Source organism: Acrocarpospora sp. B8E8 (assembly GCF_039871605.1).
Taxonomy (GTDB): domain Bacteria; phylum Actinomycetota; class Actinomycetes; order Streptosporangiales; family Streptosporangiaceae; genus Acrocarpospora; species Acrocarpospora macrocephala.
In genome coordinates this window covers 47,538-69,287 of sequence record NZ_JBDPLV010000059.1, presented here as the reverse complement: position 1 = coordinate 69,287, position 21,750 = coordinate 47,538, and the positions used below count along the sequence as shown (strand labels likewise).

The 21,750-nt window shown below is 67.9% G+C and carries 19 protein-coding genes and 1 tRNA gene; 6 read left to right on the top strand and 14 right to left on the bottom strand.

Going from position 1 to position 21,750, the window contains the following annotated elements:
- The first annotated feature begins 31 nt into the window (after positions 1-31).
- Positions 32-1,120: a hypothetical protein gene (locus ABGB08_RS40390; RefSeq protein ID WP_347601758.1), complete on the top strand. Its 1,089-nt coding sequence runs from the start codon at positions 32-34 to the stop codon at positions 1,118-1,120.
- Here the strand turns inward: ABGB08_RS40390 and ABGB08_RS40385 are convergent.
- Positions 1,089-2,477 (bottom strand): DHA2 family efflux MFS transporter permease subunit, encoded by a 1,389-nt coding sequence (locus ABGB08_RS40385; protein ID WP_347601756.1) that lies wholly within the window; start codon positions 2,475-2,477, stop codon positions 1,089-1,091. The genes ABGB08_RS40390 and ABGB08_RS40385 overlap by 32 nt on opposite strands.
- Before the next feature lie 113 nt (positions 2,478-2,590).
- Here ABGB08_RS40385 and ABGB08_RS40380 point away from each other — a divergent pair, with 113 nt between their 5' ends.
- Positions 2,591-3,298: a TetR/AcrR family transcriptional regulator gene (locus tag ABGB08_RS40380; RefSeq protein WP_347601754.1), complete on the top strand. Its 708-nt coding sequence runs from the start codon at positions 2,591-2,593 to the stop codon at positions 3,296-3,298.
- Positions 3,299-3,380: 82 nt separating this feature from the next.
- Here ABGB08_RS40380 and ABGB08_RS40375 read toward each other — a convergent pair whose 3' ends face one another.
- The 3 genes from ABGB08_RS40375 to ABGB08_RS40365 form a co-directional block, all read right to left on the bottom strand.
- A complete protein-coding gene (locus ABGB08_RS40375; RefSeq protein ID WP_347601752.1) occupies positions 3,381-4,796 on the bottom strand; it encodes an ATP-binding SpoIIE family protein phosphatase in 1,416 nt (471 codons plus the stop codon).
- A gap of 47 nt (positions 4,797-4,843) precedes the next feature.
- Entirely contained in the window at positions 4,844-5,509 is a 666-nt protein-coding gene (locus ABGB08_RS40370; protein ID WP_347601750.1) for a class I SAM-dependent methyltransferase, read from the bottom strand.
- Positions 5,510-5,740: 231 nt separating this feature from the next.
- Positions 5,741-6,346, bottom strand: coding sequence for a hypothetical protein (locus ABGB08_RS40365; RefSeq protein ID WP_347601748.1), 606 nt, complete (start codon positions 6,344-6,346; stop codon positions 5,741-5,743).
- Positions 6,347-6,659: 313 nt separating this feature from the next.
- Between ABGB08_RS40365 and ABGB08_RS40360 the strand changes: the two genes are divergently transcribed.
- Entirely contained in the window at positions 6,660-8,441 is a 1,782-nt protein-coding gene (locus ABGB08_RS40360) for an ATP-binding protein (RefSeq protein ID WP_347601746.1), read from the top strand.
- A gap of 109 nt (positions 8,442-8,550) precedes the next feature.
- Here the strand turns inward: ABGB08_RS40360 and ABGB08_RS40355 are convergent, their stop codons facing one another.
- The 6 genes from ABGB08_RS40355 to ABGB08_RS40330 all read right to left on the bottom strand — a co-directional run bounded on the left by ABGB08_RS40355 (position 8,551) and on the right by ABGB08_RS40330 (position 14,175).
- Positions 8,551-8,733 carry a hypothetical protein gene (locus ABGB08_RS40355; protein WP_347601744.1) on the bottom strand — a complete coding sequence of 61 codons (183 nt, stop codon included), beginning with the start codon at positions 8,731-8,733 and terminating at the stop codon, positions 8,551-8,553.
- Between the two features lie 654 nt (positions 8,734-9,387).
- A complete protein-coding gene (locus ABGB08_RS40350) occupies positions 9,388-10,893 on the bottom strand; it encodes a helicase HerA-like domain-containing protein (protein ID WP_347601742.1) in 1,506 nt (501 codons plus the stop codon).
- A gap of 124 nt (positions 10,894-11,017) precedes the next feature.
- Positions 11,018-11,503, bottom strand: coding sequence for a flavin reductase family protein (locus ABGB08_RS40345; protein ID WP_347601740.1), 486 nt, complete (start codon positions 11,501-11,503; stop codon positions 11,018-11,020).
- Entirely contained in the window at positions 11,500-12,723 is a 1,224-nt protein-coding gene (locus ABGB08_RS40340) for a styrene monooxygenase/indole monooxygenase family protein (RefSeq protein ID WP_347601738.1), read from the bottom strand. Before ABGB08_RS40340 ends, ABGB08_RS40345 begins: the two co-directional genes overlap by 4 nt.
- Positions 12,724-12,825: 102 nt before the next feature.
- On the bottom strand, positions 12,826-13,857 hold the full coding sequence (locus ABGB08_RS40335; RefSeq protein ID WP_347601736.1) for an AraC family transcriptional regulator: 1,032 nt from the start codon (positions 13,855-13,857) through the stop codon (positions 12,826-12,828).
- Between the two features lie 245 nt (positions 13,858-14,102).
- Positions 14,103-14,175: transfer RNA gene (locus ABGB08_RS40330), tRNA-Ala, on the bottom strand.
- An 89-nt stretch (positions 14,176-14,264) separates the two neighbouring features.
- Here ABGB08_RS40330 and sigJ point away from each other — a divergent pair.
- The 3 genes from sigJ to ABGB08_RS40315 are packed head-to-tail and all read left to right on the top strand — an operon-like array spanning position 14,265 to position 17,108.
- Positions 14,265-15,152 carry an RNA polymerase sigma factor SigJ gene (gene sigJ / locus ABGB08_RS40325; protein WP_347601780.1) on the top strand — a complete coding sequence of 296 codons (888 nt, stop codon included), beginning with the start codon at positions 14,265-14,267 and terminating at the stop codon, positions 15,150-15,152.
- The gene (locus ABGB08_RS40320; protein WP_347601734.1) at positions 15,149-15,931 is read left to right on the top strand and encodes a DUF429 domain-containing protein; all 783 of its coding nucleotides are present in this window, start codon (positions 15,149-15,151) and stop codon (positions 15,929-15,931) included. The genes sigJ and ABGB08_RS40320 overlap by 4 nt, the downstream gene beginning before the upstream one ends.
- A complete protein-coding gene (locus ABGB08_RS40315; RefSeq protein WP_347601732.1) occupies positions 15,924-17,108 on the top strand; it encodes an FAD-dependent oxidoreductase in 1,185 nt (394 codons plus the stop codon). Before ABGB08_RS40320 ends, ABGB08_RS40315 begins: the two co-directional genes overlap by 8 nt.
- On the opposite strand, the gene yjfF is transcribed toward ABGB08_RS40315, so the two are convergent.
- Genes yjfF through ABGB08_RS40295 form a run of 4 tightly spaced genes read right to left on the bottom strand, consistent with a single transcriptional unit; the run spans position 17,059 to position 21,738 of the window.
- Positions 17,059-18,168 (bottom strand): galactofuranose ABC transporter, permease protein YjfF, encoded by a 1,110-nt coding sequence (yjfF, locus tag ABGB08_RS40310; RefSeq protein ID WP_347601730.1) that lies wholly within the window; start codon positions 18,166-18,168, stop codon positions 17,059-17,061. The two genes, ABGB08_RS40315 and yjfF, sit on opposite strands and share 50 nt — an antisense overlap.
- Positions 18,165-19,199, bottom strand: coding sequence for an ABC transporter permease (locus ABGB08_RS40305; RefSeq protein WP_347601728.1), 1,035 nt, complete (start codon positions 19,197-19,199; stop codon positions 18,165-18,167). The genes yjfF and ABGB08_RS40305 overlap by 4 nt, the downstream gene beginning before the upstream one ends.
- Positions 19,196-20,695, bottom strand: a complete 1,500-nt coding sequence (locus tag ABGB08_RS40300) for a sugar ABC transporter ATP-binding protein (RefSeq protein ID WP_347601778.1) — start codon at positions 20,693-20,695, stop codon at positions 19,196-19,198. The genes ABGB08_RS40305 and ABGB08_RS40300 overlap by 4 nt, the downstream gene beginning before the upstream one ends.
- A 59-nt stretch (positions 20,696-20,754) precedes the next feature.
- Complete coding sequence (locus ABGB08_RS40295; protein WP_347601726.1) at positions 20,755-21,738, bottom strand: ABC transporter substrate-binding protein; 984 nt, start codon at positions 21,736-21,738, stop codon at positions 20,755-20,757.
- Between the last annotated feature and the right edge of the window lie 12 nt (positions 21,739-21,750).

Here is a 21,750-nt window from a genome sequence, read left to right as displayed (position 1 = left end):
CTTGCCGAGCATATTTAAGTAGGCCCTACTCATGCGAGCCGATTGCCTCGCCCAGCAGGATCAGGCCATGGACATCACCGAACTCGTGCGTTCCAGGTTGGGAGATCCGGCGGCGGTCATCGCCGAGCAGCGGGTCGAACCCATCCACCACCCGACCGGCATGTTGTCGACCGTGGGGCTCTCCCGCGTGCGCGGCACGACCACGACCGGGCGTTCGTGGTCGTTCGTGGTGAAGTCCATCCAGTCCGTCAAGCACTGGGCGGGGCTGGAGATGGTGCCGGAGCACCTTAGGGCGGAGTTTGTGGCGACCTTTCCGTGGCGTGTAGATGTGGACGCCTATCTGGCGGACGAGCCGCTGCCGAAGGGGCTGCGGATGCCCCGGCTCTACCGGCTGGACGATCTGGGCGATGATCGGCTGGTCGCTTGGATGGAGGACGTCGAGGCCTGTACCAAACCGTGGGATCTGGACCGGTATCGGACGGCGGCTCGGCTGCTCGGCGAACTGGCGGCGAGCCGACCGGCCACAGCGTCCGCGAACCTCGGGCTGCATGCGCTGTACCAGGGGCCGATCGTCAACCTTTTCCTTCCGCAGCTGGCCGATCCGGCCACCTGGCGGCATCCGCTGCTTCCGGGGCCTGACGATCCCCTGCGTACGGACATTCTGGCCATCGCGGATCTGCTGCCCGACATTCTCCGGGTGGTCGACAGGTTGCCGTACACGCGCGTCCACGGTGACGCCAGCCCCGCCAACCTGCTTGTCCCCGTGGACGGATCCGCCGAGTTCGTGGCGATCGACTGGAGTTGGGGCGCTCCGGCCGGCATCGGATTCGACCTCGGGCAACTGCTGGTCGGCCAGTCCCATGACGGCGTCACCGAACCGGAGGATCTGCCGGTAATTCATGACACGATCCTCGCCGCGTACACCGAGGCGTTCGGCGCCGACGTGCTCCTCGGATACGTCGGCGCGCTGGTCGTGCGCGGCCTGTGGACCGCGCTGCCGCTGGAGCACCTGGGCGAGGAGCCGACCCCCGAACTGGCCGAGCTCTTCCGTAAGCGGGTCGGTCTCGCCCGTTTCATCACGGCGCTCTTCACGACACATGTACGGCCTTACGTGGCATAAGAAACGCCACCACCAACGTCACGGCCATCAACGCCCCGGCCACCCCCACCGTGATCAGAATCGCGCTCGCGGTCCCGTCGAACCGTCCGAAGAACACCGTCCCCAGTAACGCGGTCCCGAACGCGCCCCCCAGCTGCTGCACGGCGGTGAGCGTGCCGGACGCCGAACCGGTCTCGTGCTCCTCAACCCCGGCCAGCACGATGTCGAAGAACGGCATCATGAACAGCCCGAGCCCGATCCCGGCCGCGAACAGCGGCGGCCCGAACTGCCAGGCGGTGATCCCCGCACCCGCCGAGGTCACGACATATCCGGCGACGACCACGCCGGCTCCCATGACCAGGGCGCCGAGCTGCACCGCCGTACGCCCCAGTTTGGCGGCCAGCCCCGCCCCGCCGATCGCGAAGCCGACGATCGTGCCGACCGCCATCGGCAGCGCGGCCAGACCGGCCTGCAGCGGCGTGTAGCCGAGCGCGGCCTGCGTGTAGACGCTCCACACCAGCGAGAACCCGATCATCCCGGCGAAGAACAGCAGCCCCGCGACCAGCCCGCTGGTGAAGGCGCGCTTGCGGAACAGCTCGGGTACTACCAGCGGGTCGCGCCCGGCGCGCTGCTTGCGGAGCTGATGCCGGGCGAACACGGCGAACACCAGGACCGAGGCGGCCATCGATGCGAACGTCCACAGCGGCCAGTCCAGCTCACGACCCTGGATGAGCGGATAAATCAGCAGAAACGAGGCCGCCGTCACCAGCCCCATCCCGGTGACGTCCAACCGGGAGGCGTGCGTGGCCCTTGACTCCGGCAGGAACACCAGCGCGGCGGAGAACGCGGCCAGGCCGAGCGGCAGGTTGATCAGGAAGATCATGCGCCAGCCGGTGCCGAAGAAGTCGGCGTCCACCAGCCAGCCCGCCAGCACCGGCCCGCCGACCGAGCCCAGCGCGATGACCGGGCCGAACGCCCCCATCGCGGTGGCCATCTCCTTGGGCGGGAACATCTCCTTGATCAGCCCGAGGCCCTGCGGGATGAGCACCGCGCCGAACAAGCCCTGCAGCACGCGCGAGCCCACCAGCATCTCCGGCGACTGCGCCAGGCCACATAACACCGAGGCCGCGGTGAAGCCCAGCGCGCCGATGAGGAACATGCGCCTGCGGCCGTGCAGGTCGCCGAGGCGGCCGCCGGTGATCAGGCCGACCGCCATGGCCAGGGCGTATCCGGCGCCCAGCCACTGCATCAGGCTCGCCCCGCCACCCAGGTCGGCCCGGATCGACGGGGCCGCGATGGTGGTCACCAGCGCGTCGAGCACGTCCATGACCTCGGCCGCGAGGATGACGAACAGCGCGGCCCAGCGCCATCGATACATAACGAACTCCATTCGTTGAACGAACACTGTTCGTCCCGTTATAGGGGCGAACAGTGTTCGTGTCAAACAGTGTTCGTTAGGGGAACAGTGTTCGAAACGGATACGGTGCTCGCATGGACGTGCCGACGCCGCCGTGGCGTACCCCGAGAAAGATCGCGCGCCAGCAGCTCAGCCAGGACCTCATCGTCCGTACGGGCCTGCGCATCCTCGACGAGGAAGGCCTCGAAGCGCTCAGCATGCGCCGCGTCGCCCAGGAACTCGGCACCGGACCCGCCTCCCTGTACGCCCATGTGGCCAACAAGGAAGAACTCCTAGAGCTGATCTTCGACGAGGTGGTCGGCGAGATCGAGGTCCCCGTCGCCGACCCGGCCCGCTGGCGCGACCAGCTCAAGGAGCTCTGCTGGCACATGTACCGGGTGCTCGGCTCACACGCCGACGTCGGCCGCCTCGCGCTCGCCAGCATCCCGGTCGGCCCGAACGCCGCCCGCGTCTCCGAAGCCTTCCTCTCGATCATGCTCGCGGGCGGCCTGCCCCCCCAGGTGGCCACCTGGGGACTCGACCGGCTCTACCTGTACGTCACCGCCGACGCCTACGAAAGCTCCCTGTTCCTGGCCAAACAACGCGCCAGCGGCCTGGCACTCGACAGCTGGGCCGACCAGTTCTTCGGCCAGGTGCGGACCTACCTGAGCCAACTGCCCGCCGACCGGTTCCCCAGCCTCACCGGCAACGTGGACGCGATGATGCGCGGCGACGGCGACGAACGCTTCGAATTCGGCTTGGAGATGCTGCTCCGCGGTCTCGACAGCTTCCGCGACTATTAATCAGAAACCCGTCCAATAGCCAGCCGCATAGACGCCTACCAGGCAACTCACCGCCGCGGCTGTCCATATCACGACTTTCTCATTAAATCGCCAGCGCGAACCAGACGGTCTTCCCGCCCGCCACCCGGCTGGTCCCCCACCGCGCCGCCAGCTGGCTGACCAGATAGAGCCCCCGGCCGTCCTCGTCCAGCCCGCCCGGCTCGCGGAGCACCGGCATCCGGTGATCGTCATCGCTCACTTCGCACAGCAGCACATCGGTCCGCAGCAGCCGCACCGTGATCGGCCGCGGCGTGGTGCGCACCGCGTTGGTGACCAGCTCGGAGGCGAGCAGCTGCGCGGACGGCACCAGATGGTCAAGCCCCCAGCTCTCCAGCGTCCGGTTGACCAGCCCGCGCACCCGGCCCGGCGTGGTCACCTGTGGCTCCAGCATCCACTGCGCCACATCCTGGCTGGGAATGCCCTTGAACCGGATCGCCAGCAGCGTGACGTCGTCGCCGTGCCCGTCCGGGATCAGGCTGTCGGCCAGTTCCTCGATCGGCTCGCCCTCCGACAGGCGCCGGCGCAGCCGCTCCACCCCCACCAGGATGTCCTCGCCGCGCTCCTCCACCAGCCCGTCGGTGTAGAGCACCAGCATGCTGTCATCCTGGGCGGCGATCTCCATCGTCTCGAAGGAGGTGCGCCCCAGCCCGATCGGCGCGCAACTCGGCGGCGCGAGCACCTCGGCCTTGCCGTCCGAGGCGACCAGGATCGGCGGGAGATGCCCGGCGCTGGCGATCGTGCAGCGCCGGAGCACCGGGTCGTACACGCAGTAGACGCAGGTGGTGATGGTCTGCGCGGCCAGCCGCTGCGCCATCTCGTCCAGCGAGTGCAGCACCTGCTCGGCGGGCAGATCGAGGGAGGCCAGCGTCTGCACGGCGGTCCGCAGCTGCCCCATGATCGCGGCGGCGTCCAGCCCGTGGCCCATGACGTCGCCCACCACCAGCGCGACCCGGCTGCCCGGCAGCGGGATCACGTCGAACCAGTCGCCCCCCACCCGGGCGGCGGCGGGCTGGTAGCGGAAAGCGATCTCCAGCCCGGGTAACTCCGGTGGGCGGCCCGGGCGTATCCCCCGCTGCAACGTCTCGACCGTCTCCAGCTGCTGCCGGTGCAGCCGGCCATGGAAGATCGTCAATGCCGCGGGCACTCCGAGCTGCCCCGCCACCTGCACGTCCGCGTCGTCGAACGGGGTTCGTTCACGTTCCCGCGCGAGTACGGCGCAGCCGATCGCCTTGCCGTACGCGCGAAGGGGCACCACCAGCATGCCGTCGGCCGTCAGGGCCGGTTTGATCTGGTCGTCGTCCTCTGCCCACCGCGCGGGCAGCCGCCCGCGCGGGTCGATCCGGTGCAGCGCGCCGCCGTCCAGGTAGACGGCGGCGGAGTCGGCCATCCGCGGTACGACGGCCTCGCACAGCAACCGGGTGGCCTGCTCGGGGCCGAGACTGTCCCCGATCGCCCGCATGGCCTCACTCAGAGCTTCCCCGTCCCACGACACGGGTTTCACTCGGCTCAGAACTGGTTGCGGCGGCAGTTGAGGAACAGCTGGATCTCCGGCGGTGCCTGGGTGGTGGCGGGGGCGTAGGAGATGTCGGTCTCCAGCACGACCGTGAACCCGGCCTCCTCGATGACGGCGCGCAGGTCGTCCCGCAGGTAGCCGGTCACCCGGACCGGGGCCCCGAGGAACTGGAAGGGCACGTCGTCGAGGTCGATCTCGACCATGCTGAGCGCGAGCACGCCGCCCGGCGTGAGCACGTCGTGGATCTTCTTGAGCGCGCGCGCGATCTCCTCGCGCGGCAGCATGAGCAGCACGAAGAAGGCGACCACCGCGTCGAACCGGCCGAGCGAGTCGTCCAGATCGGTGATGTCGCGTTCGAGGAAGGTGCCCTCGGGCACGTTCTTGCGGGCGATGTCGAGCATGACGGGCGAGATGTCGATGCCGACGACCTCGCAGCCCGCCTCGGCGAACTGCTGCGCCGTCGGGGCGCCCGTGCCGCAGCCGACGTCCAGGACGCGAGCCCCCGGCTGAAGCTGTTTGATCAGCCACTCACCGGCGGCGATCTGCCCTTCCTTGTGCGGAAACGCGTCGTCGTAGCGGGAACCGATGCGATTGAAGGCCTCAGCCTGCAGCGCGCGGTACTCCTCGCGGGAGCTTCCCGACTCGGATTCAGTTGTCATCTATGCCGCCATTGTGATCAGCCGTCGTCTGCCCACTCTTAGATAGGGGCACATCGTACACAAGTCAAGATATATCGGCGTAAATTCAACGTTTCCGGGGCGCGACGTGCACGATTACCGGTAACTTGCCGGAATTGGACAGTCAAGTTCGGTGTCAAGGCAGACCTTCCTGCCCCGCACTACTTTCCCACCATTTTCCGGGATAGCCCAGCTTGTGGCACCAACTTGTGGCTACCCGACGTTCAGCAGCCCCGCCCCCACGACGGCCCGCCCGAACACCCGCGCCAGCTCAGCCAGCCGCTCACATTCCGCATCATCCAGTACGGCATACGCCGGAAACGCCAGCACATCGGTCCGATCCTCGATCCCCTGCCGGAACACCTGCCCCCGCTCCGTCAACGTGAGCCCTTCCCCGAGCAGCCCCTTGGCACGAAGATCCTCTTCGCCCGCCGCCCAGTCCTCGTCCGACCACCCGCGCGTCCCCTTGAGCAGCGGCACCATCTTGGGCGTGGTGGCGGCATAGAGGATCAGCGCCTCCAGCCCACTGAGCCCTTCACTCACGAGCACCGCGATATGCCCGTCCCCCCGATACTCCCGGAGCAACGTCTGCGCGTGCCACAACCGCAACAACGGATCCTCCGGCCAAGGCAACGCCGCGTGCGCCCCGAACAAGGCCCGCCCCCGCACATGCGCACACGCCTCCTCCGCCGCCCGGCTCGCCAACCTCACCGTCTCCCCCAACTCAGGAAATTCATGAAACCCGGCCCTCCGCAACGCCGCCCCCGCCGCCTCCAGCCGCGCCTCCACCAACTCCCCCGGCGCGACAACTTCCCACACCCCCGGAATCCCCCGCCGCACCAGATCCGGACAAAAGTTGAAAAATGTAGCTATAACCACCTCAGCCGAAACGGCCCCCATCGCCGCAACCCGCGACGCGAAATACCCCACCTGCGGATCAGCCACACCAAGGGCCCGATACCGCTCCACCGCCTCCGGCACGAAGTAAACCATCGCGTGTAACGGCTCCAACCGCCGCCAAGCCTGCCGCGCCGCCCCAACCGAAGCCATCGCGCCCCTCCAACCCAAGGTGACCGAACATTATTCGGCAACACCCCGGACCGTCAATGGCGGCTACGGAGACCCAGCCACGATGCGCCTCTCGAATGATAAAGTCTTAAGCAAAAGACTTTATCACTGGGTGGATGAGATGGATGCCGATGTTCTGCGAGCGCTGGTCGCGCTTCTCCGAGCGCGATCCACAGATCTGACGGATGTCGAGGCCAAGGCAGCCGCGGGCGGCTTCCCCAAGAGCGTAAGGGACACGCTCAGCGCCTTCAGCAATGATCGCGGCGGCACCATCATTCTTGGCCTAGACGAAGGCACCAACTTCGGCTTGGCGGATGGATTCGACCCCATCCGCGTCAGGGACGCCCTCGCCACCGCCTGTGCGGACGATCTAGAACCACCGGTGCGAGCAGAGATCGACATCGTGGAGCTCGATCACGGGACGGTCGTCGTCGCCGAAGTGGCCGAACTCGACCCACGCTTCAAACCATGCTTCGTGAAAGCTCGTGGTGAGTACAACGGATCGTTCACCCGCGGTGGGGATGGGGACCGCCGACTCACCGACTTCGAGATCCATCTGCTGCACACCAACCGAGGCCAACCTGACGACGACCGCGATCCCGTGCCCGGCGCCGTCCTCGCGGATCTCGATGACCTAGCCGTCGAGTCGCTCCTAAGGAGAGTCCGCCAGCGGCAACGACGAGCGTTCTCCGACCTCGACGATCTCACCGTCCTCCGCAGGCTCAACGTCATTACCGCCGATCATGTGCCAACTCTGGGGGGCATGCTGGCCTTGGGCTCCTACCCACAGCAGTTCTATCCCCAACTGAATGCCACTTTCGTCGTGTACCCAGGGCTCACTGCCGAGGACGTGACTCCGCAGGGTCCGCGATTTCTCGACAATCGCACGTTCGATGGTCCGATCCCCTCCATCGTGGACGAGGCCGTCGCCGCCGTGCTGCGCAATACCTCGGTCCGGTCATTCGTCGAAGGCACCGGCCGACGTGACGTGTACGACTATCCGGTGGAAGCGCTCCGCGAGGTCATCGTCAACGCCCTCATCCACCGGGACTACTCTCCCTATTCCCGAGGGACACCCGTGCAGATCATTCTCTATGCGGATCGCCTCACCGTAGCGAATCCCGGCGGGCTCTTCGGCGCGGTGACCGAGGACGACCTCGGCGGAGAAGGAGTCTCCTCGACCCGGAATCCGGTCCTCGTCAAGCTCCTTCAAGACGTCCGTATGCCCGAGAGCGATCGCACGATCTGTGAGAATCGCGCCAGCGGCATCCCCACCATGCTGAGAGAACTCCGCAGAACGGGCTCAGCGTTGCCCGAATTCCACAACCGCATCAACAGATTCAAGGTCGTCCTTCCACGTCACGCTCTCCTCACCCCGGGGAACATGCGGTGGATCGACAGCCTTGGCATCGTCGGCCTCAGCGCAACTCAGCACATGGCACTGGCACAGATGCACGAGGGAGGCGCGATCACTAATCAGAGCATGCGCAACTTCGGATTGGACGCCCGCCGGGCAACCACTGAGCTCACCGATCTGGTGACCCGCGGTCTCGCCGTACGAATCGGTGAACGACGACACGCGCGATACGTCCTAGCCCCGACCAATGAACAACTGCCATGGCAGCCGGACAGTCCAACGTCTCCTGACCCGTCTGATCGAGAAACCGCCATCCTGAACGCTCTTGGTTCCGCCGCGCTCTCCCGACGCGAGATCCAGAAAGCGACGGGCATCAACCAGATCGCCACCATCCGAACCTTGGACGCCCTCATCGCCTCCGGCAAGGTCGAGGCCACCGCCCCACCCCGCTCTCCACACCGCCGTTACCGCCGCACCTCCGAAACATAGATCGGAGGTAGGGACAAATCAGCAGGTCCACCTGATGCCGCGACTGAAAGATCGGCAGCAGCGGGGCCGAATCACTACGCATAACTGGACGCCATCGCCCAGTTATGCGTCACGTCCGCGAGCCCCGATGGTGTTCACGAGTGAGTGCGAGCTCCCCACCGTGTCCGGCGGCGATCGAGCGGTCGGCCATCGCCTTGATCAACTTCGGCAGTTCGGCGTTGACACCCACCGCCTCGCTCTCCTCGACCAGGTGGGCCATCGCCCGCGCGTCGGTCTCCAGGCCTGAGGGCATCGCGTACCTGCTGCCCTGTGCGGTCGGAGAGGCCCCGGAGCTACTCGGATGTCCCGAGTTGCTGGCCGGGATGCGGTCACGGCTGCGGCGGCTGGACGATCAGATGGCCAGACTCGCTCAATCCCGACCTCATTGACACGGCCGATCGAATGGCCAGCGAAAGCTGTCGCCCCTTCGACGATGTTGACCAGGAGCCCGTGCCCGCCTGAGCGACCTGTTGGGTTTCGGCTAGGAACGTGTCCGGCGCCGGATCCGCTCAGTACCCGGGCGACGCGACGTCAACTTCGGCCCTGAGCCGCGCTCTTATGCGATCAGCTGCTCTTCATCACATCACCAACTACTCTGGGCGCTTGTATCCGGGCATCGGCAGCCAGATATCGTTGTCCAGGCACTGATGTGCATCGGAGAAGAGGCTGACGAACCCGAGGAAGCCCAATGCGCTCTCCCGGCTTCCCGATAGCGCGCAAGAATGGCCCGACATTCGATCCGGTTCCGCGCGTAGAGCACCATCCCACCCGGCGCGAGCGAGACGACGTTTTCCCGCCTGGGTCACCTGCCGATCACCAGGTCCAGCGCGAGGTGGTAGACCTCCGGGTCCGCTCGCCGATGCCTCCGCCTCGCGTCCGGCCGCCGGGCCGGCTCTGTGTGCTCTGCTCAGCGGCGCCCGCGGCGGGCGGTGCCGAAGATGGATCTGGTGATCTCCCGGCCGAGGGTGGACGCCGCCGATCGCACCATGGAGCGGAACTCCTTGGACTCCAGCACGCCCTCAAGGACGGACTGCCTCGGCTGCTCTCTGGGCCGCTCCGCCTCGCGCGGAGCTTCGGGAGCCTCAGCCTGCTGCTGTGCGGCCAGCCTCGCCGAGAGGATCTCATAGGCCGACTGGCGGTCGACCGCCGTGCCGTACTTCTGCCGCAGCGGGGAGGCGGCGATGACACCCTGGATCACGTCCGGGCTCGACGGCGCCATGAGCGTCTGCGGGGCGCGCAGGCGTGTCCAGGCCACGGGGGTCGGCGCGCCCGTCTCCGACAGGACCGTGACCACGGCCTCGCCGATGCCGAGTTCGGTGAGCAGCCGCTCCAGGTCGTAGGAGGACTCGGGGAAGGTCGACACGGTGGCCTTGAGCGCCTTGGCGTCCTGGGGGGTGAAGGCGCGCAGGGCGTGCTGCACGCGCGCACCGAGCTGGGCCAGCACGTCGGCCGGCACGTCCTTCGGCGTCTGGGTGACGAAGAACACGCCCACGCCCTTCGACCGGATCAGCCGTACGGTTTGGGTGATCGACTGCAGGAACGCCTTGGACGCGCCGTCGAACAGCAGATGCGCCTCGTCGAAGAAGAACACCAGCTTCGGCTTGTCGACATCGCCCACCTCGGGCAGCACCTCGAAGAGATCAGCGAGCAGCCACATCAGGAAGGTGGAGAAGAGCTGCGGCCGGTCCTGCACGGCGGGCAACTCGAGGATGGAGACCATCCCCTGGCCGTCCGGCGTCACCCGGAGCAGGTCGTGCACGTCGAACTCCGGCTCGCCGAAGAACGCCTCCACCCCCTGCGCCTCGAAGTTGGTCAGGGCGCGGAGGATGACTCCCGCCGTCGCCGCCGACAGCCCGCCGATCCCGCTCAGCGCATCCGGAGTGGTGGTCAGATAGCGGATGACCGCGATCAAGTCCTTGAAGTCCAGCAGGGGCAGTCCGTTCTTGTCGGCGAAGTAGAAGATCAGCCCGAGCGACGACTCCTGCGTCTCGTTGAGCCCGAGGACCTTGGCGAGCAGGGTCGGCCCGAAGGCGGTCATGGTGGCGCGTATCGGCACGCCGGATCCCAGACCGCCCAGGGAGAGGAACTCCGCAGGACAGGCCACGGGATGCCACGCCTGCCCCACCTCGGCGGCACGCCCGGTGACGCGCTCGGAGGGCGTGCCCGGAGATGCGACCCCCGACAGGTCGCCCTTGATGTCGGCAAGGAAGACCGGAACGCCCTGAGCCGCGAGCTGCTCCGCCATGAGCTGGAGGGTCTTGGTCTTCCCCGTTCCAGTGGCCCCCGCCACCAGCCCGTGCCGGTTCAGCATGCCCAGGGCGATCCTGATCCGCTCCGCGTGATCGGCGGCGCCGTCCTCGCCCACCAGCGCCCCGAGTTCCAGTGCCGGCCCCTCGACGTCGTACCCCTTCATCGTTTCCCCCCGCTTGTTCCCGCCTCGCCTGCGGGCGGCGCAGGTCCGGTGGTGGTTCCATTCCCGGTCGTACCCGGTTCAATGATGCGGAGACGCGCAGGTCAGCGGCCCACGGGTCGGCTGGCTACGCGGCCCCCGCCGCGGTGGTCATCTCAGGCCAGAACTCCCGGTAGCGGCCGGAGTGGAAGACGAGCGGCTCCCCTTCGGCCCGCTGGTAGCCCTCCACCGCCCCGACGAAGATGTGGTGGTCGCCGCCGTCGTGGACGCGCTCGGTACGGCAGACGAAACTGGCCAGCGTGCCGGCGAGTATCGGCAGGGGAGCGCCAAGCAGTTCCACCCCGGCGAACTTGTCGGTCGAGGGCGTGGCGAAGCGCCTGGACAGGTGGTCCTGGTCGGCGGCGAGGACGTTGACGGCGAACCGCCCGGCCCGCAGGAAGAGCGGCGCGCTGGGCACCCGGTTCGACAGGCACCAGAGCACCAGCGGAGGATCGAGCGAGACCGAGGTGAAGGAGTTGACGGTCACGCCGGCCCGCTCCCCGTCGTCGGTCATCGTCGTGATCACCGCCACCCCGGTCGCGAACTGCCCTAAGGCCTCACGGAGCAATCTCATGCCGCGACCCTGCTCAGGTATGCCTCGGCTCGGCCGGCGTCCATGAACCAGCCGGCGTAGTCGGCCGGGTCGTCGAAGCCGTTGACGAATCGGGAGGCGATCTCCGGATGTTGTCCGGCGGCGCCCAGGAGCGCCAGGTGGTGGGGTTCGGCCGGGGCCAGCAGGGCGTTGGTCCAGTTCGTGACGTGCTGGGCCTGCGTCCAGAAGAGGTCGAAGGTCCGCCGCATCCAGTCCGCGTCGAACGGCTGCGCGCCCCGTTCCACGATGGCCCGCAGGTAGGTGGCGGCGCACTTGGCGGCGTTGTTGCTGCCCTGCCCGGTGATCGGGTCGTTGAGCACCACGACGTCGGCGACGCCGAGCACCGGTGCGCCGGAGGGCAGAACGGCGACAGGACGGCGAACCGTGGGGGCGAAGCGGCCGGTCAGGACGGCGTTGGCGTCGGTGAGCTCGATCCCGGCGCAGCGCTCGGCCTCCCACGGGAAGAAGGTTTCCAGGATCTGGCGGCTGCGCGCCAGATGCTCGGCGGGGCCGCGCACGTCGCCCCAGCAGTCCATGGGACCGCCTGGCACGCCCTCGAACACCATGATCTCGCAGGGGCCAGTGTGCGTGAGCGCGGGGAAGACGAAGTACTCGCCCACACCGGGGAGCAGATTGAAGCAGACCGCCGAGTGATCGGGGCGGGGGGCGAGACCGTTGACGTAGGTGACCGCAAGCGCGCGCTGGGGAGCGGCGTACGGGGAGCGTGCGGGGTCCCGCTCGAAGAGCGAGGCGATCTGGCCCTTCCCCGCGGCGACGAGGACCAGGTCGTACCGGGCGGCATAGCTCTCCAGGTCCTCTGGGGTGGCGTCGTGCAGGACGAGCTTGCCGCCGAGCCGTTCGAACTCGCCCAGCCAGGCCGGCATCTTCAGCCGCTGGTCGACCGAGCGGGCCGGGACGTCCAGCCGCGCCGCCCAGTCGAGTGCTTTGCCGCCCTCCGGGCTCGGAACCGTGAGCGCGATGCCCTCGATGGGCGGGCAGACGTCGGCCCACCAGTCCAGGCCGAGCTCACGCTCATGGGCCTGCGCGGTGCCGAACATGGCCTGGCCGGACATCACCCGGCCGTCGCGGATCGCCTCGGGGGTGCGGTTGGAGATCACGGTGACGTCGTAGCCCTGCTGGAGCAGGCCGATGGCCAGATGGAGGCCAGCCTGACCGGCGCCGACGATGAGGATTTCGCGCATGGTGATGTGTCCCTTCAGTGTCAGGAGTGGAGGTTTCGATCGGCGCCTGACAAGAACGGTACGGCCGGCGCATCCGCCCGAGCTATCCGCTCAGCGCGGATCTCATCCACCTGACGCCGAACCCCTGCGCAACGTCTCCGACGGCGGCAACCCATACCTCTCGCGATACTGGGCGGCAAAACGTCCCTGGTGCAGGAACCCCCACCGGCCGGCCACCGTGGTCACCGTGGCCCTAGCGGGATCGGCCGCCCTGAGCTCGTCGTGCACCCGCGCCAGCCGTACCTGCCTCAGGTAGGCCGTCGGGCTCAGCCCGAAATGCGCCCGGAAGCCCTCCTGGAGAGACCGGCAACTGACCGCGACGGCACCAGCGATATCGGAGGTAGTGAGCGGAAGATGCGCGTGCCCTTCAATGAACTCCACCGCCCGGCGCACAACCTTCGGCACCGCCGCCGGCCTAGGCGCCCTCAGCCGCTCCAGATAGTTGGACGGCTGCATGGTCAGCAACAGGGTGATCAGGGCATTCTCCAGATGCGCGATGGCCAGCGGATGCCCGGTCAGCCCATCGTCGCGTTCAGCCTCCCTGACAAGCAGATCGGCCATATCCCGCCAGGACCGCGTCCACCCCGTCGTCAGGTCCATGCCAAGGCCAAAGACAACCGGACCACTGAGCTGTTCACCGAGCATCTGCTCCAGCGACCGCTCAACAGAGGCGCGCTCGAACTTCACCACCAACTGAGGGCAACCGACGGCCCAGCGCATGTCGAGGTACCGGGTCGGCGATGCCAGCGCGGCCAGCGACGAGCTAGAAACGATCTCCTTATCACCAGCGCGGATCAAGCTGCGTCCGGCAAGCGGAATCATGACCAGGAAAAACGTCTCGAGGTCCCCTGGCTCGATACGCACGTCAGCCCCGTAGTCGAGATAACTGACACGAACCGAGCCAAGCTGAACGGAGTTAAACCGAGCCGACAGCAGATCCGCATCCCCAGCCAGATCCAGCCGGTGCGGGCAGAACACCTTGGCAACCTCACCGCGAACCTCGTCAAGGTCAGAGCTGGCGAAGACGGCACGATTACTCAGAAGCACACCAAATGATCGTCGTTCCCACCCCCGACGTTCCATGAAAAAGTACACACAAAAGAGCCTGTACCACTGGGACCAGCGATGGCCTGGCTACCACCTGGCTTCCAGGGAGCGCGAGGGGCGGAGCCCCTTCGCAAGGAGCGCAGCGACGCCGGGCGCGAAGCGCCCAGGGGGAGCGCGAGGGGGCGAAAGCCCCTTCGCCCGGGGGGTTCGGGGGGTCGTCCCCCCGTGTAAACGACGAAGGAGACCCGCGAAGCGAGCCCCAGGCTCGCGACCACGGATCTCCCGTCTCCGAGTGGAGCTATGGGGATTCGAACCCCAGACCCCCTCCATGCCATGGAGGTGCGCTACCAGCTGCGCTATAGCCCCTTGCGGTGGTGTTGAGTGTATCGGACCTCGGGAGTGAAGGGGTAACCGTAGGGATGTCACGTTGGGGTGGCGTGGTGCGTCTGGAGGTGATGCGGGTGGAGACGTTTCTGGAGCATCGGGAGATCCTGGTCGGGGTGGCGTACCGGATTCTGGGGAGTGCGGCCGATGCGGAGGACATCGTGCAGGAGGCGTGGGTGCGGTGGGCTGAGGTGGCGGAGGGGGAGGTGGCGGATGCGCGGGCGTTTCTGGTGCGGGTGACGACGAATTTGGCTATTGATCGGTTGCGGCGGTTGAAGGTGCGGCGGGAGTCGTATGTGGGGGATTGGCTGCCTGAGCCGGTGAGTACGGGGCCGGAGCTGGCGGAGCGGGCCGAGCTGGCGGAGAGTGTGGAGCTGGCGATGTTGGTGGTGCTGGAGACCTTGTCGCCGTTGGAGCGGGCGGTGTTCGTGTTGCGGGAGGTCTTCGGGTTCTCGCACGCGGAGGTCGGGGAGGTGATCGGGCGGGCGGAGCCCGCGGTGCGGCAGCTGGCGCGGCGGGCGCGGGAGCATGTGCGGGAGCGGCGGCCGCGGTTCGATGTGGATCGGCGGGAGCGGCGGGAGGTCACCGAGCGGTTCTTCGGGGCGTGCGCGGGAGGGGATCTGCGCGGGTTGATGGAGTTGCTGGCCAGGGATGTGACCTTGGTGACGGACAGTGGGGGCAAGGCTCGGGCGCCTCGGCGGGTCTTGGTGGGGGCCGATCGGGTGGCGCGCTTCCTGGTCGCGGTCGTTTCGGAGGCGGGGATCGCGTCGTTCCTGGCGCACGCGGGGCTGCCGGAGGGGGTTTCGTACGAGGTGGAGATCTCAGATGTGAACGGTGCGCCGGCGATCGTGGTTTCGGTGGAGGGTACGGTCCGCACGGTGATGTCGTTGCTGGTCGCCGATGGGATGGTCGAGACCATCTATCTGATGGCCAATCCCGAGAAGATGGCGCATGTGTGATCACGGTTGGGATTGATCTGGCGGCCGAGGCGGTCGATACGGCGGTCGCCTGGGTCGAGTGGTCGGCGGGTCGGGCGCGGGTCACCAGGGTGGAGACTCGGGCGGATGACGGGCTCGTGGTTGAGGCCATCATGGCCGCGGGGAAGGCGGGGGTCGACTGTCCGCTCGGGTGGCCGGATCGATTCGTGGATTTCCTGGTCGCGCATCGGGGCGGGGAGGTCGCCTTGCCGTTGGAGGGTGTCGGGCGGCTGTGGCGCAGGGATCTGGCGAACCGGGTCACCGATCTGGTGGTGCGGGAGCTGACGGGGCAGCGGCCGTTGAGCGTGGCGGCCGACCGTATCGGATATGTCGCCATGCGGTGTGCCGGGGTGATGGCCGAGCTGGCGCGGCGTGGCCAGATCATCGACCGGCGCGGGGGCGGGGTGGTGGTCGAGGTATATCCGGCCGCGTCGCTCAAACGGTGGGGGTTGCCGTTCAAGGGTTACAAGCGGGCCGCGAACGTGGGTGAGCTGAACCGGCTGGTCGATGGGCTGAGCAGGGCCGCGCCCTGGCTGGACCTGGGGGCGTTTGAGGGAGTCTGCCGGGCATCGGATGACGCCGCTGACGCCGTCGTCGCCGCGCTCACCGCGCGGGCCGCCGCGCTGGGGCTGGTCACGGCGCCGTCGCCCGGACAGGCCGAGGCGGCCCGTACGGAAGGGTGGATCGCGATTCCGACCACGTCGCTGGATGGGCTGATGTCACGTTTCGAGGATGGCCCGCGTCCTGGGGTGCATGGATGAAATCACAGTAATCGGAGGCGGGCTCGCCGGGCTGACGGCAGCGATCGCCTGTGCCGAAGAGGGCGCGCGGGTCGTCCTGTACGAGGGGCACCACACGCTCGGCGGTCGGGCACGGTCGTCCGCGGCGCCGTACATCGCCAATGACGGAACGCACGTCTTCTACTCGGATGGGGAGCCGTTCCGGTGGCTGGCGCGGCGCGGGCTGGTGCAGCCGTACCGGCGGCTGGGGCTCAAAGAGGGGCGGAAGGCGCGGGTCCGGCATCGGGGCAAGCTGAAGGCGCGGATTCCGCGGCCGCTGCTGGCGGCGATCATCAAGCGCGGGCTGGTCGCGCCCGTAGATGAGGACTTCCGTTCCTGGGGGGTCAGGCGGCTGGGGGCCGACGCCACCGACGCGGTGGCCGGGATACTCGGAGTCGTCACCTATGACGCGGATCCGGGGCGGCTGTCGGCGGCATTCGTGTGGGAGCGGTTCAGGCGCGGCGTCGCGCCCCAGTTCCCGGCGCCGAGGTACGTCGTGGGCGGCTGGGGCCGGGTCATCGACCGGATGGCGGCACACGCGCGCGACCTTGGCGTACGCATCGAGACCGGAACCCACGCGGACACCCTGCCGGCGGGACCCACCATCGTCGCCACCTCGCTCGACGCCGCTCGCCGGTTGCTCGCCGACGAATCGCTGCGCTGGGAGAGCGGCCGCGCCGTCCTTCTCGATCTCGGGGTACGGCAGGACCCGCGCGACCTGTTCCTCGTGTCCGACCTGGACGAAGGCGGCTTCCTTGAGCGCTACTCGTCCCCCGATCCGTCGGTGGCGCCGGACGGGGAGAGCCTCGTCCAGCTCCAGATGCCGATGCGGCCCGGCGAGTCGAAAGCCGACACGCTGGCACGGCTGGAACGGGTGGCCGATCTCGGTCTGCCGGGCTGGCGGGATCGGGTCACCTGGCGGCGGGAGGCTCTCGCGAACGGGCGAACGGGCGCGCTGGACCTGCCGGGGCTGAGCTGGCGGGACCGGCCGGCCATCGAGCGCGGGGACGGGGTCTGGCTGGCCGGGGACAGTGTCGCCGCCCCCGGCCTGCTCAGTGAGGTGTCGATGCACAGTGCGCTCATCGCCGCCGACCGGGCGATGTCCTCGGTCAGCCGTCCGGGGATCGCTTCGAGGAGATCGCCCGCTGCAGGACGATGAAGACGAACAGCAGAGCTCCGGTTACGATCTTGATCCACCAGGAGCTGAGGGTGCCCTCGAAACGGATCAGCGTCTGGATGGAACCGAGAAGGAGCACACCCAGCAGGGTGCCGAGAACGTAGCCGGAGCCGCCGGTCAGCAGGGTGCCGCCGATGACCACGGCGGCGATCGCGTCGAGTTCCATGCCGACCGCGTGCACACCGGTCCCGGACAGCGTGTACGTGGCGAAGATCATGCCCGCCAGCGCGGAGCAGGTGCCGCTCACCACGTAAGCGCCGATCTTGGTACGCGCGACTGGGAGGCCCATCAGGAGGGCGGACTGTTCGTTGCCGCCGATGGCGTAGATCCCCCGGCCGAATCTGGTGTAGTGCAGGGTCCAGAAGGCGAGCCCCAGGACGGCGAGCGCCACGAAGACGGTCGGCTTGACGAACATGTCCCCGGGAAGCGGGATGGGGATGTGCGGCCATTCGGCGAAGAGGGGATGTTTGATCGAGATCTGGTCGATGCTGATGACGAAGCAGAGGCCTCGGGCGAGGAACATTCCGGCCAGCGTGGCGATGAAGGGCTGGATCTCGAAGTGGTGGATCACGTAGCCCATCAGGAAGCCGAGTGTCGCGCCGACCGCCAGCACGATCGGAATGGTCGCCAAGCCCACGTGCTCGACCAGCGAAGCCGACAACATCGCCGACAACGCCATCACCGCGCCCACCGAGAGATCGATCCCCCCGGTGAGGATGACGAACGTCATCCCGATCGCGGCGACCAGCAGGAAGCCGTTGTCGATGAACAGATCGATGATGACCTGACCCGATCCGAAGGCCGGATAGATCGCCGAACCTGTCCCGAAGAGCACCACGAACAACGCCAAGGTCACCAGGACCGGCAGATACTCTCGCCGCAGGCGGCCTTCGAGGATGGCGGGGACTCTCCCGCGCCCCCGGACTCCTACCGGGCCCCGTTCCTCGCGGGCATTCATCGCCAGGACTTCCTGTTCGCCGCTCGCCACCGTGGCCTCGTCTCGTCCCTGGATGTGCTCGGTTTCCCTGGGACTGCGTTTCATGCCGGCACCTCCGCTTCAGCCGGAGCGGGAGTGGATGGTCGTCGGCGCCGGAACGCCTTCGCCCGGAACGCGGGAGACTGGATCAGACACACCGCTGTCACCACCACCGCCTTGAACACCAGCGTCACCTGAGGCGGGACCCCGGTGGTGTAGATCGTGGTCGACAGGGTCTGGATGATCAAGGCCCCGAGGACCGTCCCGGCGAGCGAGAAGCGACCTCCCATCAGGGAGGTCCCCCCGATGACCACCGCGAGGATGGCGTCCAGCTCGATCCACAGGCCGGCGTTGTTGCCGTCGGCCGCGCGAATGTTCGAGCTGATCATCAACCCCGCGATCCCGGCACAGAACGCGCTGAAAACGTACGCGAGCACCAGCAACCGCCGAGCCCGGATGCCCACCAGACGCGACGCCTCCGCATTGCCTCCGACGGCCTCCAGCAGCAGTCCGAGGGCGGTCCTCCGGGTGAGGACGGCTGTTCCGGTGAAGACCACGACGGCGATGAGAACGGCGAAGGGGAAGCCGAACAGGTAATCGCCGCCGATCAGTTCGTAGGGGGCGCTGTTGATGGTGATGATCTGGCCGTCGGTGATCAGCTGGGCCACACCGCGGCCGGCGACCATGAGGATCAAAGTCGCGATGATGGGCTGGATGCCGACGCGGGCGACGAGTAATCCATTCCACAGGCCGAGGACCAGGGACAGGCCGAGGGCGAGGGCGACCGCGGTCAGCACCCCGCCGACCGCCTCCTGATCCGGCTGGTCGGCGATGATCGAGCAGGCGAGGGCGCCGGAGATCGCCACGGTCGCGCCCACCGACAGGTCGATGCCCCCGGTGGCGATGACCATGGTCATGCCGAGGGCGATGAGGATCAGCGGGGCGCCGTACAGGAGGATGTCGATGAGGCTCCCGTACAGGTGGCCGTTCTTCAGTTCGATCCGGAAGAAGGTCGGCGTGAAGATCAGGTTGGCCAGCAGCATGACGGCGAGGATCGCGGCTGGCCAGAACAGGCGGTGCTTGGTGATGGCGGTCATGACGCGACTCCGTTGGCGATGATCTCCAGCAGCCGTTCGGGGGTGACGTCGGTCTCGTTGGCGATCTCCGCGATTACGGCGCGATCCCGGAGCACCTCGATTTTGTGGCTGATGCGCAGGACCTCCTCCAGTTCGGCGGAGATGAACACCACGCCCATGCCGTCACCGGCGAGCGAGACGACCAGCTTCTGGATCTCGGCCTTGGCCCCGACGTCGACCCCCCGGGTGGGCTCGTCGAGGATGAGCAGCCGCGGCTGCGTGATCAGCCACCGGGCGAGCAGGACCTTCTGCTGATTGCCCCCGCTGAGGTTGCGAGCCGGAATATCGGGATCCGCCGGATTGATGCTGAGCGCCGTGATGTACTTCCCGACCAGTTCGGCGCGACGCGCGGCGGACAGCGGCCGCAGCCAGCCCCGAGCGGCCTGCAGCGCCAGCACGATGTTCTCCCCCACGGTCAGTTCCTCGATCAGCCCCTCGGTCTTGCGATCCTCGGGGCAGAACGCCACGCCGCGCCCGATGGCCGCACCGGGGGTGCGCAGCGCCGAAGCCGACCCGCCGACCCGCACCGTTCCGCTGTCGGCCCCGTCGGCCCCGAACATCAACCTGGCCGCCTCGGTCCGCCCGGACCCCAGCAGCCCGGCGAAACCCACCACCTCCCCCGGATGCACATCCAGATCGAACGGCGCGATCCCGCCCTTGCGCCCAAGACCGCGCGCCGCCAGCACCGGCTCCCGGCTGGCGATCGCCTCCCGCACGTCCTCCCGCGGCGCGTGCAACTCCTCCAGCGTGCGCAGCACCCGCCCCGTCATATGCCCGACCAGCTCTACCCGGCTCAGCGCCCGCGTCTCGAACTCCCCGACCAGCCGCCCGTTGCGCAGCACCGTCATCCTATCCGATATATCGAACACTTGGTCGAGAAAATGCGAGACGAACAGCACGGCCACGCCGTCGTCCCGCAGCCGGCGCATGACCGTGAACAGCCGTTCCACCTCGTCGCGGTCCAGGCTGGAGGTGGGTTCGTCCAGGACGAGCACCTTCGCCGAGATGTCCACGGCCCGGACGATGGCCACCAGCTGCTGCACCGCCAGCGAATAGGACGCCAGCGGCGCGGCCGGGTCGATGTCCAGCTGGAAGCGGGCCAGCAGTTCCGCGGCCCGGCGCCGGGTCTCCTTCCAGCGGATCCGGCCCAGCCGGTACGGCTCCCGCCCGATGAACACGTTCTCGGCCACCGTGAGGTTGGGGCAGAGGTTGACCTCCTGGTAGACGGTGCTGATCCCGGCCGCCTGGGCCTGCTTGGGGCTGCCGATCGTGAGCGGCGCGCCGTCCAGGCGTACCTCGCCGGAGTCGGCGGAGTGGACCCCGGTGAGCACCTTGATGAGCGTGGACTTGCCGGCCCCGTTCTCCCCCATCAGCGCGTGCACCTCGCCGGGGAGTAGCCGGAAGTCGACGCCGTTCAGCGCCCGTACCCCCGGAAAGTCTTTCGTGATGCCCGTCATTCGCAACACGGCGGGCCCTCCTTAGGGGCCGGGCGGCGCGAGGCCGCCCGGCACAGGGGTCAGTACTGGCGGGTGGACAGGACCTCGGCGGCCTGCTGCGGGGTGAAGGTGGTCTCCTTGGTGACGATGCGCTTCTCCAGGGGCTCCCCGGCGGCGGCCTTCTTGGTGAGCTCCATCAGCTGCTCGCCCAGGAGCGGGCTGCACTCGGCGATGAAGTTGATCTCGTTGGCGGCCAGGGCGGTCATGCCGTCCTTGACCGCGTCAATCGTGGCGATCTTGATGTCGGTGCCGGGCTTGAGGCCAGCGGCCTTGATCGCCTCGATGGCGCCCAGGCCCATGTCGTCGTTGTGCGCGAAGAGCAGGTCGATCTTCGGGTTGGCCTGCAGCAGCGCCTGCATGACCTCCTTGCCCTTGGCCCGGGTGAAGTCGCCGCTCTGCGAGGCGATGACCTTGAGGTTGGGGTTCGACGCGATCGTGGCCTCGAAGCCCTTCTTGCGGTCGATCGCGGGCGCCGAGCCGACCGTGCCCTCCAGCTGCACGATGTTGACCGGGCCTGTCGCGGACTTGAACTCCTCAAGTGCCCACTTACCGACCTCCTCGCCCTCCTTGACGAAGTCGGAGCCGATGAAGGTGGCGTAGAGGGAGGCGTCGGAGTCGACCGCGCGGTCGGTCAGGATGACCGGGATCTTGGCGGCCTGGGCCTCCTTGAGCACCGCGTCCCAGCCGGTGACGACCACCGGCGAGAAGGCGATCACGTCGACCTTCTGCTGGATGTAGGAGCGGATGGAGGCGATCTGGTTCTCCTGCTTCTGCTGAGCGTCGGAGAACTTCAGGTCGATCCCGGCCGTGGCCGCCGAATCCTTGACCGACTTGGTGTTGGCGGCGCGCCAGCCGCTCTCCGAGCCGACCTGGGAGAAGCCGAGGACGATCTTGCCCGATCCGGCTTCCCCGCCGGACGCGGTGTCCTCGCCGCCACCGCCGCAGGCGGCGAGGACGGAGGCCAGCAATCCGACGGCCAGCGCCGCCGACAGCTTCTTCAACATAACTATCTCCTT

Coding starts and splice junctions, on each gene's coding strand:
- ABGB08_RS40295 (WP_347601726.1), bottom strand. CDS start 21,738: ATGTTGAAGAAGCTGTCGGCGGCGCTGGCCGTCGGATTGCTGGCCTCC.
- ABGB08_RS40345 (WP_347601740.1), bottom strand. CDS start 11,503: ATGAGATTGCTCCGTGAGGCCTTAGGGCAGTTCGCGACCGGGGTGGCG.
- ABGB08_RS40315 (WP_347601732.1), top strand. CDS start 15,924: ATGGATGAAATCACAGTAATCGGAGGCGGGCTCGCCGGGCTGACGGCA.
- ABGB08_RS40375 (WP_347601752.1), bottom strand. CDS start 4,796: ATGCGGGCGATCGGGGACAGTCTCGGCCCCGAGCAGGCCACCCGGTTG.
- ABGB08_RS40380 (WP_347601754.1), top strand. CDS start 2,591: ATGGACGTGCCGACGCCGCCGTGGCGTACCCCGAGAAAGATCGCGCGC.
- ABGB08_RS40300 (WP_347601778.1), bottom strand. CDS start 20,695: ATGACGGGCATCACGAAAGACTTTCCGGGGGTACGGGCGCTGAACGGC.
- ABGB08_RS40370 (WP_347601750.1), bottom strand. CDS start 5,509: ATGACAACTGAATCCGAGTCGGGAAGCTCCCGCGAGGAGTACCGCGCG.
- yjfF (WP_347601730.1), bottom strand. CDS start 18,168: ATGAAACGCAGTCCCAGGGAAACCGAGCACATCCAGGGACGAGACGAG.
- ABGB08_RS40350 (WP_347601742.1), bottom strand. CDS start 10,893: ATGAAGGGGTACGACGTCGAGGGGCCGGCACTGGAACTCGGGGCGCTG.
- ABGB08_RS40355 (WP_347601744.1), bottom strand. CDS start 8,733: ATGCCCTCAGGCCTGGAGACCGACGCGCGGGCGATGGCCCACCTGGTC.
- ABGB08_RS40360 (WP_347601746.1), top strand. CDS start 6,660: ATGCGCCTCTCGAATGATAAAGTCTTAAGCAAAAGACTTTATCACTGG.
- ABGB08_RS40385 (WP_347601756.1), bottom strand. CDS start 2,477: ATGTATCGATGGCGCTGGGCCGCGCTGTTCGTCATCCTCGCGGCCGAG.
- sigJ (WP_347601780.1), top strand. CDS start 14,265: ATGCGGGTGGAGACGTTTCTGGAGCATCGGGAGATCCTGGTCGGGGTG.
- ABGB08_RS40305 (WP_347601728.1), bottom strand. CDS start 19,199: ATGACCGCCATCACCAAGCACCGCCTGTTCTGGCCAGCCGCGATCCTC.
- ABGB08_RS40390 (WP_347601758.1), top strand. CDS start 32: ATGCGAGCCGATTGCCTCGCCCAGCAGGATCAGGCCATGGACATCACC.
- ABGB08_RS40340 (WP_347601738.1), bottom strand. CDS start 12,723: ATGCGCGAAATCCTCATCGTCGGCGCCGGTCAGGCTGGCCTCCATCTG.